Source organism: Clostridium sartagoforme (assembly GCF_039521405.1).
GTDB classification, from domain to species: domain Bacteria; phylum Bacillota; class Clostridia; order Clostridiales; family Clostridiaceae; genus Clostridium; species Clostridium sartagoforme.
Genome location: NZ_BAAACH010000012.1, coordinates 81,930 through 94,136 on the forward strand (window position 1 = coordinate 81,930; position 12,207 = coordinate 94,136).

8 protein-coding genes are annotated in these 12,207 nt (G+C 29.4%); all 8 read right to left on the reverse strand.

Going from position 1 to position 12,207, the window contains the following annotated elements:
- Window positions 1-77: 77 nt before the first annotated feature.
- Window positions 78-1,313: an FtsW/RodA/SpoVE family cell cycle protein gene (locus ABDZ60_RS06055; protein WP_343776934.1), complete on the reverse strand. Its 1,236-nt coding sequence runs from the start codon at window positions 1,311-1,313 to the stop codon at window positions 78-80.
- Between the two features lie 10 nt (window positions 1,314-1,323).
- Window positions 1,324-1,776: an FHA domain-containing protein gene (locus ABDZ60_RS06060; RefSeq protein WP_047002117.1), complete on the reverse strand. Its 453-nt coding sequence runs from the start codon at window positions 1,774-1,776 to the stop codon at window positions 1,324-1,326.
- A 76-nt stretch (window positions 1,777-1,852) separates the two neighbouring features.
- Entirely contained in the window at window positions 1,853-4,678 is a 2,826-nt protein-coding gene (gene uvrA / locus ABDZ60_RS06065) for an excinuclease ABC subunit UvrA (protein ID WP_343776936.1), read from the reverse strand.
- Window positions 4,679-4,943: 265 nt separating this feature from the next.
- Window positions 4,944-6,500, reverse strand: a complete 1,557-nt coding sequence (locus ABDZ60_RS06070) for a MutS-related protein (RefSeq protein ID WP_343776938.1) — start codon at window positions 6,498-6,500, stop codon at window positions 4,944-4,946.
- 50 nt (window positions 6,501-6,550) lie between these two features.
- A complete protein-coding gene (locus ABDZ60_RS06075; protein WP_343776940.1) occupies window positions 6,551-7,450 on the reverse strand; it encodes a radical SAM protein in 900 nt (299 codons plus the stop codon).
- 55 nt (window positions 7,451-7,505) lie between these two features.
- Window positions 7,506-9,479 (reverse strand): excinuclease ABC subunit UvrB, encoded by a 1,974-nt coding sequence (gene uvrB, locus ABDZ60_RS06080; protein WP_016207497.1) that lies wholly within the window; start codon window positions 9,477-9,479, stop codon window positions 7,506-7,508.
- Between the two features lie 105 nt (window positions 9,480-9,584).
- Complete coding sequence (locus ABDZ60_RS06085) at window positions 9,585-10,853, reverse strand: PDZ domain-containing protein (RefSeq protein ID WP_016207498.1); 1,269 nt, start codon at window positions 10,851-10,853, stop codon at window positions 9,585-9,587.
- Between the two features lie 11 nt (window positions 10,854-10,864).
- Window positions 10,865-12,127, reverse strand: a complete 1,263-nt coding sequence (locus ABDZ60_RS06090) for a S41 family peptidase (protein WP_343776944.1) — start codon at window positions 12,125-12,127, stop codon at window positions 10,865-10,867.
- Window positions 12,128-12,207 lie beyond the last annotated feature (80 nt).

The following is a 12,207-nucleotide window of genomic DNA, read 5'->3' on the forward strand; positions in this document are numbered from 1 at the left end:
AAAGAGTAATGAAACTTATCATTACTCTCTTCTAATATTATACTATACTTAAATATAACTTTACATTGTTTTATAATTTAATATTCCTCTGATATTTTTTGTAAAATGCCCAAAGCAAAAAACATTGTTAACATAGAACTACCTCCATAACTTATAAGAGGTAATGTTATTCCTGTAAGAGGTATAACTGTAAATATTCCTCCCACTATAACTAAAGTCTGACAAGCTATCATTGTACTAAACCCTACAGCTGCTAATTGACTAAATCTATCATTAGTTAAAAATGCTATTCTTATTCCCCTGTAAAATAGTAGAAAGTATATTATCATCACTCCAACTGCAAATATCATTCCAAATTCTTCACAAATAACAGCAAATATGAAATCACTTTCTCTTGCAAATATTAAATCTGGATAACCATTTCCAAGCCCCACTCCAAATAAACCACCTGAAGCTATTGCATATAATCCTTGAACTATCTGATATCCTTCATCACTAGCATATTTCCATGGATCAAGCCATATCATGACTCTTCTCTGAACGTGCCCGAAAACTCCATAAGCTCCAACAGCACCTACTGCTGATAATCCTAAACATGTAAAAACATATTTCTTCTTAGATGTTGCTATGTATAGCATAGTAACTGAAATACCAAAAAATATTAATGTTGAACCTAAATCTGTTTGTAGCACCATGCAAATTAAAGAGAACATAACTATTATTGCCGGTTCAATTAATTGTTTAAAATCGTCCTTAATAACATTTTTATTTTCATATGTCATAAGTGATGCTGCTAAATACAAAACTAACGCTATCTTACCAAATTCAGATGGTTGAAACCCAAATGGCCCTATAAATACCCAGTTCATAGCTCCATACGTTTCTACCTTGAACACAAGTCCATATATCAATGCCATTGGCATAAATAATAAAGTAGCTATCATATATATTTTTTTATATTTAGCAAAACTCTTCAAATCTGGCATAGCTACTACTATAGCAATATATGATACTATTCCAAGTATTGACCAAATCAATTGCTTAATAGCAAAATCAGGGTCTATTCTATAAAGAACAGCTATTCCAACTACTGCTAATATACTTGAAAATATAAGCATAAACTTATCACCATCTGGATAAAATCGTCTTATTAAATAATGAGAAAATCCTACTATAATGCATAGTATAACTCCCATAATTAATGCCTTAGTATCAAATGGCTTTTTCAGTAAAGCTAAGCTTGTAAATAGGAGTAAACACAGAAGATAAATTAATTTTAAGACTCTTTTCTCTAATTTTAATGCACTATTCATAATCTCACCTCTAATTCTTCTCTGCTCTTATCACCTTAAATATAGCACTTCCTATTCTTATTTTATCGTTAGCTCTGATTTTAGCAAATTCATTTATTCTTTCATCATTAATGAAAATACCATTGGTACTATTTAAATCTTCTATAACTATTTCATTATTTTTAACTATAATCTTAGCATGATTTCCTGAAGCATATTGATCATCTAATTTTATTGTATTTCCTTCTCTTCTTCCTATTGTTATGGACCCTCTTAACAATAAAATAGACCCCTCTTCTAAATTTGAGTTTTCACCTGTACTCAGTACTTCTATGCCATAATTCTTTTTAGTAGAAGATTGTCTCTTTCTTCCCCCACCTTTTACATCCTTGTACATTATTTTTAGTGCATAATAAATTATAAAATATAATATTATAATAAATGCTATACCAAAAACTAATGTCATTAGCTTTGAAAAACCCATCTTTTCACCTCAAAATTAGTATTCTATTACCATTATATATTAAAACTTCTAGTTAAAAATAACAAGTATACTTAACTTATCTTAACATCTTTTTAAGATATTTACCTGTATATGAGTCATTTATCTCACTTATTTGCTCTGGAGTACCTGTTGCAATTATTGTTCCACCTTTGTCTCCACCCTCTGGACCTAAGTCTATTATATAATCTGCACACTTAATCATATCTAAATTATGTTCTATAACCACTACTGTATTTCCTGATTCAACAAGCCTTTGAAGTATTTCAACTAGCCTGCTTACATCATCTACGTGAAGTCCCGTTGTTGGCTCATCTAATATATAAAGAGTTTTCCCAGTACTTCTTTTTGAAAGTTCAAAAGCTAATTTTATTCTTTGTGCTTCTCCTCCTGATAATTGAGTTGATGGTTGACCAAGCCTTATATATCCAAGTCCTACATCATTTAATGTTTCCATTTTATTTTTTATTCTTGGAATATTTTCAAAGAATTTCATAGCTTCTTCTACAGTCATATTTAATACATCATCTATTGATTTTCCTTTATATTTTACTTCTAAGGTTTCCCTATTATATCTTTTACCTTTACATATATCACACGGAACATAAACATCAGATAAAAACTGCATTTCAATTTTTACTATTCCATCTCCTGAGCAAGCTTCACATCTTCCACCTTTTACATTAAAGCTAAATCTTCCTGGCTTATAACCCCTCATTTTAGCTTCTGGAGTTGTAGAAAATAATTCTCTTATTATATCAAAAACTCCTGTATATGTCGCTGGATTTGATCTTGGTGTTCTTCCTATAGGACTTTGATCTATATCTATTATTTTATCAATATTCTCGTAGCCTGTTATTTCCTTATGATCTCCCACAGGATTCTTACTTCTATTTACCAATCTATTAAGTCCCTTATATAATATTTCATTTATTAAAGTACTTTTACCTGAACCTGATACGCCTGTTACTGCAGTTATTGTACCTAGTGGTACTTTTATATTAACATTCTTTAAGTTGTTTTCTTTTGCTCCTTTAACAGTTATAAAGTTACCATTTCCTTTTCGTCTTTCAGTTGGAATCTCAATTTTCTTTTCTCCTGTCAAGTATTGTCCTGTTATGGAGTTCTTGCATTTTTTTATCTCTTCAATAGTTCCTGCTGCTATTATTTCTCCGCCATGCTCTCCAGCTCTAGGGCCTATATCTACTATATAATCTGCTTCTTTCATTGTATCTTCATCATGCTCAACTACTATTACTGTATTCCCAACATCTCTTAAATTTTTTAAAGTAGCTATAAGTTTATCATTATCTCTTTGATGAAGTCCTATACTTGGTTCATCTAAAATATATAAAACCCCCATAAGCGCTGAACCTATTTGTGTTGCAAGTCTTATTCTTTGTGCTTCTCCTCCTGATAAAGTTCCTGCACTTCTAGCTAGATTTAAATAATCTAATCCCACATCTACTAAGAATGTAAGTCTATTTTTAATTTCTCTCACTATTTGTTCACTAATTTTTTTATCTTTTTCGGAAAACTCTACAGAATTAATATAATCAAGTTCCTCTTTAATTGAATAAGTTGTAAATTCATAAATATTTCTATCTCCTACTAATACAGATAAAGCTTCCTTATTTAATCTTGCTCCCTTACATTTTGGACAAGCATTGTTACCCATATATTGTTCTATAGATGTTTTTATATCATTTGAATTAGTTTCCATATATCTTCTTTTTAATGAATTTATCTCACCATCATAAGAATAGTTATATTGAGATTTAACTCCATCTTTAGTGTATGTAACCTTTAATTTCTTACCATTAGTTCCATAAAGAATTAAATCTAAAGCTTCTCTGCTTAACTCTTTCACCGGTCTGCTTAAGTCTAAATCATATTCATGACTTATAGCTTGTAAGATTGCATAAGTCCATGATTCTTCCTTAAGTCTTCCTTCTCCCCAGGTTGCAATTGCACCTTCCATTATACTTAAATCTTTATTTGGTATTATTAAATCTTCATCTAATTCCATTAATGTACCAAGTCCATCACAATAATCACACTTTCCATACGGTGCATTAAAAGAAAATAACCTTGGTTCTATTTCATCTATGCTCATACCACATTGTGGGCATGAAAACTTTTCGCTAAATAATATATCTTCTCCATCTATTATATTTATAGTTACTATGCCTTCCGCAAGCTTTAACGCTGCTTCAATTGAATCTGTTAATCTTCCTTCTACGCCTTCTTTAATTATTATTCTATCAATAACAGCTTCAATAGTATGCTTTTTATTTTTATCTAAAGTTATTTCTTCTTCAGTTAACTCATAAATTGAACCATCAATTCTTGCTCTCACATATCCACTTTTCTTCAATTTCTCTAAAACTTTTTCATGTAATCCCTTTTTCCCTCTAATTACAGGTGCTAAAATTTGAATTTTAGTTTTATCTTCAAAAGCCATTACACTATCTACAATTTGGTCTACAGTTTGTTGTTCTATTGGAATTTTACATTTAGGACAATATGGCTTTCCGACCCTTGCATATAGAAGCCTTAAATAATCATATATTTCCGTTATAGTCCCAACAGTAGATCTTGGATTTTTACTAGTAGTTTTTTGAGCTATAGATATAGCTGGAGATAATCCTTCTATATATTCAACATCAGGCTTATCCATTTGTCCTAAAAATTGTCTTGCATAAGATGAAAGAGATTCTACATATCTTCTTTGCCCTTCTGCATATAAAGTGTCAAATGCTAAAGATGACTTTCCTGATCCTGACAGCCCTGTAAATACTACTAATTTTTCTCTAGGAATCTCTAGTGATACATTTTTTAAATTATGTACTTTCGCACCTCTTATAATAATTTTATCTTTCATATCAAATGCCCCTTCTTATTTTATAACATTAGTTTTTCATTTACTCTAAAATTTAATCTCGAACAAATGTTCTTTATTATATTCTAAATTTTATTATAATTATTGTCAATTACATAATAACTTATTATTTAATAATTATTTTCTTAATCTTTTAAATTTCATATTTTTTCGTATTAAATTAAGAGCTGTTATAAAATAGTGTTATAACAGCTCTTATAAAATATTAAATTTCTTATCTTCTATTATGTAATCATATTACTCATAATTAAATAAATTTCTCTAAATCCTCAGATCTCTTATAAGCATTCTTCACGATACTCTTTGGATAGCCTATATATTCTAATAATCTTATGGCATTTTTTGTTTTTGAAACTCCAGATTTAATTTTATAATCAAAGCTAAGCCCTTCTTTGTTATCAACACTTTCGCTAAAATAAAAGAATTCATAATTTTCTTTTAAAATATCAGCTAATTCCCTATCATGAGTTGCAACTATTGATATTGTCTTTTTAGTATTTATATATTTTAAAATTTCTGCAGAAGCTGCTATTCTTTCAGTAGGATTTGTTCCTCTAAAGATTTCATCTATTGGACAAAATACTGGAATTTCTTTTTCAGTTGCATTTATTATTCTTAATATAGATTCTGCCTCTGCTAAATAATAACTTTTTCCTTCATTTACATCATCACTAGGACTAATTGAAGATACTATATTAAAAATACAGCTTTTATACTTTTTGGCTAAAACAAAATTAAAGCATTGTGCAAATACTATATTTATACCAAGCATTCTTAAAAATGTAGATTTTCCAGACATATTTGTCCCTGTTAAAACTATACCTTTTGTATTGATATTAATAGAATTTGAAACTGCGTCTTCAACTAATGGATGAATTCCTTCTTCTATTTCTAATTGAACTTCTTTTATAAATTCCGGCTTAGAGAAGTTTCCATCTAAACTGCCTTGATAGCAAGCCACAGATATTAATGCTTCTATTTCTCCCAGTATACAATAAAGCTCTAATATTAAAGATCTCTTTTCTTCTATTTCACTACTTATTCTATAATAAGCAGCCTCTTCTAGTAAGAACATCACTGATATTCCTTCAAAAATTCCTGCAAATGCCTTTCCAAATCCAATTACTCTAGTACCTTTATCTATAACTTTTATTTGATTTAAAATACTTTCTATCTTTACTTTATATTCGTTAAGCTCCTCTAAATCAATTTTACTTACTTTTTTTGCGGCAACTATAATTCTTCTCAAATATACTAACCCAACATCTTTAATTTCTTTGGCTTCTTTATTATTTATATAGCTATTCATTAAAACTACGCCAAATAAAGCAATTAAAAATTTAGGATTAGCCATTACTATAGTTAAAATACCTAATATCAATGGTAATATTGTTCCCAAGAAAGTATATATATAATACTTCTTTTTATTTATGACTAAATAATCCTTTATCATATCTAAAAGTGAATTTTTATTATCATATCCTAAATTAAAGTAATGAACATGAACCTTTGCTCTTAAATCTATATCATCCCTAAATAAATCTATTAACTTACTTCTCTTTTTTAATACATCATTATTAATATGAATATTCCTAAGCATACAATATAAGGCAGCTTCCCCAACGCTACTATATGTCCTATCAATTTTCTCGTACACGCTACTCATATCTAAATCATTATAACTTTGATCATCTAAAGAACATTCTTCCTCTTCTTTCATATCATATAATGATCTTATTAATGAAAAATCTCTTCTTTTACTCTTCTCATATTTATAATCATTTTTTAAATCACTAGCTCTCATATATTTCTATCCCCCTAATTTTATATATAATTTTCCAACTCTCCGCTGAACTAAACTCCTTCATAATTAAACAATGGAATAAAACTTTCCTTATCAGTGCCTTCTTCTTGTATGAATCCATTTTCTAATCCTATGCTTACAGCATAATCTATCATTGCATCATAATGTTTTGAATTTAACCTTTTATTTATCTCAGGATAATCTTTAACATTCTCTAGTGGAGTATATTGATTCATAATACTAATATAAACTTTATTGCCATATTTATTATAAATGTAATCTATTATCTTTTTTGAATCAAATAGAAGTCCTGGTAACATAAGATGCCTTATTATTACACCCTTTTGAACTATTCCATTTTCGTCAAATTTAACTTCCCCAACTTGATCTACCATTTCATCAATTGCTTCTTTTGCAAATTGAAAATAATTTATAGCTTTTGAATATTTAGTGGAATATTTATTATTGAAGTATTTTAAATCCGGAAGATATACATCTATATATCCTTTTAATAATTTTATAGTTTCTACCTTTTCATACCCACTGCTATTATAAATTATAGGTAAATTCAAACCATGTTTTCTTGACTGTTTTATAGCTTCAATAATTTGCACCACATAATGAGTTGGAGTAACTAAATTTATATTTAATGCGCCCTTCTCTTGAAGTTCTATAAATATTTCTGCTAATCTTTCTGTAGTTATTTCCTTTCCATATTCACATTGACTTATATCATAATTTTGGCAAAAAACACATTTCAATGTACAATGAGAGAAGAATACTGTTCCTGATCCGTCTTCACCTGATATACATGGTTCTTCCCAATAATGAAGGGCAGCTCTTGCTACCCTTATTTTATCAGAAGCTCCACAAAACCCTCTATTCCCATTCAACCTATTTACACCACAATTTCTTGGGCATAAATTACAACTTTCTAATAATTCAAGCATTCCATCACCCCGACAGTAATTAGCAATTAACACTTAATAGTTAATTATTAAATTTTTAGCCTTTTAGCTTATTTATTATATCACGTAGCTCTGCTGCTCTTTCGAATTGTAAATTCTTAGCTGCATCCATCATCTCATCTGTGTACTTCTTAATTAACTTTTTCTTATCCTTAACTGAAAGATCTTTTGTATTTTCATTTTCCACTTCATATTTTTCTGCCTCTTCAGCAACCTTAGTTGCCTCTATCACATCTCTTACTTCTTTTATTATTGTTTGAGGCGTAATTCCATGTTCTTCATTATATTTAATTTGAATTTCTCTTCTTCTTTCGGTTTCCTTTATTGCTTTATCCATTGATTTAGTAATATTATCTGCATACATTATTACTCTACTTTCGGAGTTTCTTGCAGCTCTTCCTACTGTTTGAATTAATGATGTTTCAGAACGTAAGAACCCTTCTTTATCAGCATCTAAGATAGCTACTAATGCAACTTCTGGAATATCTAGCCCTTCTCTTAATAAGTTAATTCCTACTAAAACATCATATTCTCCAAGTCTTAAATCTCTTATAATTTCCATTCTTTCTATTGTCTTTATATCTGAATGCATATAAGTAGTTTTTATTCCTAAATCTGTTAAGTATTTTGTTAAATCTTCTGCCATTCTTTTTGTTAATGTGGTAATAAGAGTTCTAAAACCTTTTTCTGTAGTTTTCTTTATTTCTGCATATAAGTCATCTATTTGTCCTTTAACTGGCCTTATTTCTATTATCGGATCTAAAAGTCCAGTAGGTCTTATTACTTGTTCTGCAATATTTGTTGAATGATCTATCTCATATTGAGCAGGGGTTGCACTTACAAATACTACTTGATTTATTTTTTTTTCAAATTCTTCAAACTTTAATGGTCTATTATCATATGCACATGGTAGCCTAAATCCATACTCTACTAATGTATTTTTTCTTGATCTATCTCCTGCATACATAGCTCTAGCTTGTGGTAAGGTAACATGACTTTCATCTATAAACATTAAAAAATCTTCTGGAAAATAATCTAATAAAGTTTTAGGAGGCGTTCCTGGTGCTCTACCATCTAATACTCTTGAATAATTTTCTATTCCACTACAATAACCCATTTCTCTAATCATTTCTATATCATAATTAGTTCTTTGTCTTAGTCTTTGTGCTTCTAACAATTTCTCTTGACTATTTAATTCTTTAATTCTATCTTCTAATTCATCTTCTATAGTTCTTATAGCCTTTTCCAAAACATCCCTAGATGTCGCAAAGTGAGATGCCGGTGAAATGGATACATGATTTCTTTCTCCTATTATATTTCCTGTTAAAACATCGAATTCTCTAATTCTTTCTATTTCATCTCCAAAGAATTCAATTCTTATTCCTTTACTAGAAGAATAAGAAGGAATAATGTCTAATGAATCTCCTCTTACTCTAAAGCTTCCTCTTGCAAAATCTATGTCATTTCTTTCGTATTGTATTTCAATAAGTTTTTTTATTATTTCATCCCTATCTTTTATCATTCCTGGTCTTAAAGATATTGTAAGTTTTTTGTATTCATCCGGATTACCAAGTCCATATATACAAGATATTGATGCAACTATTATTACATCTCTTCTTTCTAATAAAGCTGAAGTAGCCGAGTGTCTAAGCTTATCAATTTCATCATTTATTGAAGCATCTTTCTCTATAAATGTATCTGTTTGTGGTACATATGCTTCTGGTTGATAGTAATCATAATATGAAACAAAATATTCTACTATATTATCTGGAAAAAACTCCTTAAATTCTGAACATAATTGTGCTGCTAAAGTTTTATTATGAGCTAAAATAATCGTTGGTTTTTGTAACCTCTCTATTATATTAGCCATGGTATATGTTTTACCTGATCCTGTTACACCTAATAAAGTTTGCTCTTTATCTCCTCTTTTTATTGAATTAACTAAGCTATCAATAGCTTGAGGTTGATCTCCAGTTGGTTTAAATTTTGATACAATTTTTAATTCAGGCATATTATCACCCCCATATATTATTTTACATATTTATATTTTATCCTTTATGTTCATCTTATACAACGTATAACAATTAACTATTAATTATTAAAATAAAAAGAAAGCTTAGCGCTTTCTTTTCATTTCTTCTAATACCTTTTTAAAATTATCATTATCTACACTTAAAGCATTTTCTACATTCACCATTTTAGGCACGAGTAGCAATCCAAGCCTTTTATTCTTTGGAATTACTTTTAAATCGACTATTTCCCCGGAAATTTTCCTTATTTTAAGAGAAATTTCATGAATGTTATCTTTAACAATCTTAAAAATTTCAACTTCTGAAATAGCTTTTATATCATTTACTTGTATTATTTTATCTCCTCTTCTTATACCTGCTTCATGTGCAGGCGACATAGGAGCTACTTCTAATACAGATACTCCACTATCATCAGTGACATATTTATAATCTCCAGATTCCTCTAACTTATTTTGAACTTTAATCATTATTTCATGCCCCAATGGTGCAAATATTATAGTAACAATTTGTCCAATTATTCCAAATTGAGCTACTTGTGCTACTAAAGTTAGTATCACTCCATAAATAAGTATTCCAATACCTGAATATAATGGTTTTTTAATTTTATCATTGGTAAATGATACTGAGTTATATCCTACCACTCCATATAGAGGCATTGCAGTTATTATTGCTGTGCTTAATATCAATAAAGTTTCTGATTTATTTATTAAAGGCCACCAATTAGGTGTTTCAATTGCAGATGTTGCAACACTAGATATATCTCCAGATAAAGCTATGAATATAGCTACAGGCAGTGCCCAATATCTATTATAAGCAAATCCACCTACTATCTTATTTTCCTTATTTGAAAATACAGGTATTGCTCCTCTACTACCATCAAACATAACTAGAAAACCTTCTACAACATGCATAATCCCAACAAATGTCATAAGTGCTAATATGTTAACATTTATATACGATTGTGTTTTAGTGGCATTAGCTAAGAATTCTGATATTATGCTTATAGCTCCTAATACCGCTCCTGAGTAAGCAAAGCATATAAATCTCTTCTTTACAAAAAGTAAAAAAATAGATATTATAAACATTATTTCTATTCCAGAGTTCTCATTAAATATAATTCCTAAGCTACTTAGTACTAAACTTATAATAGCTCCAGCTATTATTCCTAATGAAAGTTGTGACAAAGTAAGTTCTAGAGGAGAGTTAATACTCTCCCCAATAGTCATTTTTTGCATTATTGTCACTTTTTTATTTTTTAAATAAAACATTACTCCTAAAACTATCAGCATAAATATGTGCATTGGCTCAACTATGGCATATGCTACCGTTCTTAGTGTATATAGTATTAACTCCATTTCTGAGCCTCCTATTTTAATTTATCTTTTATTGCTTCTAAAGCCTTATTAAACTGTGGATCTATACTCCTATCATATTCTTTTGATAATATTTCTTCTGGAATAGTAACTTCTATATCCGGCTTAATTCCAACCTTGTGTATATTTTCTCCATTTGGAGTATAGTATTTTGAAGTTGTTACCTTTAATCCACCATTTCCATCTTTAAATTCTATTAATTGTTGAACAACACCTTTCCCAAAACTTGTTGTACCTATTGTAGTGCCTGCGCCATAATCTCTTAAGGCTCCAGTAACTACCTCTGAAGCAGATGCACTTCCTCCGTCTATTAATATAACTAAAGGCATTCCCTCAGCTTCTCCGCCAACAGAGTTTGATTCTTGCTTGTTGTCATACTTATCTATAGTATATGTTACTACTTTTCCCTTTGGTATGAATTGTGAAGCAACGTTAACTGCTTCTCCTAAAAAACCTCCTGGGTTTCCTCTCAAGTCTAAGATCATACCCTTCATACCTTGATTTTTTAGTTCAATTATCTTTTCCTTAAAATTCCTAGCCACATCTTCATCGAAAGAAGATATTTGTATATATCCTATATCTCCGTCTAAGACTTCTCCCTTTACTGAAATCATCTTAATTACATCTCTAATTATTGTTATATCAAGAGACTGAGAACTTGCTCTTGCAACTGTTAATGTTACTGGCTTACCTTGTTCTCCCTTTATCATAGATATTGTTTTTTCTACATTTGGCTCTGTTATGTCTTTTCCATCTACTTTTAATATAACATCGCCACTTTTTAGGCCAGCTTCTTCAGCTGGTGAACCTTCTATTGGTGCTACAACAGTAACCTTGTCATCCTTTATTCCTAACTGAGCTCCTATTCCAACAAAGTGTCCCTCACTTTGCTCTACAAATGATTTATATTCATTGGAATTCATAAATATTGTATATGGATCATTTAATGATTGAGTCATGCCTTTTATAGCTGCTTCTAATAAGGTGTCATCATCTATTTCTCCATCATATTTAGCTAACAGTGCATCCCTTACTTGGAATAATAAATCATATTTTTTAACATCCTTTATATCGCCTAAATCCTTCGCTACATCTTTACTTACACTTTTTAATGATAAGCCATTAAATGCAAATACATTCCCAATGTAGAAAAACATTATATTAGAAAATATAAATACTATAACTATTCCAATTATTATTAAGGATTTTTTATATTTATTATTTTTTTTTATATTTTTACTGTTATTTCCCTCCATATATTAATACTTCCTTTCATAAAACTCTCTCAGTGGGCTATACACATATTATCTATACTCTAAGATTGCTTTAAATATGT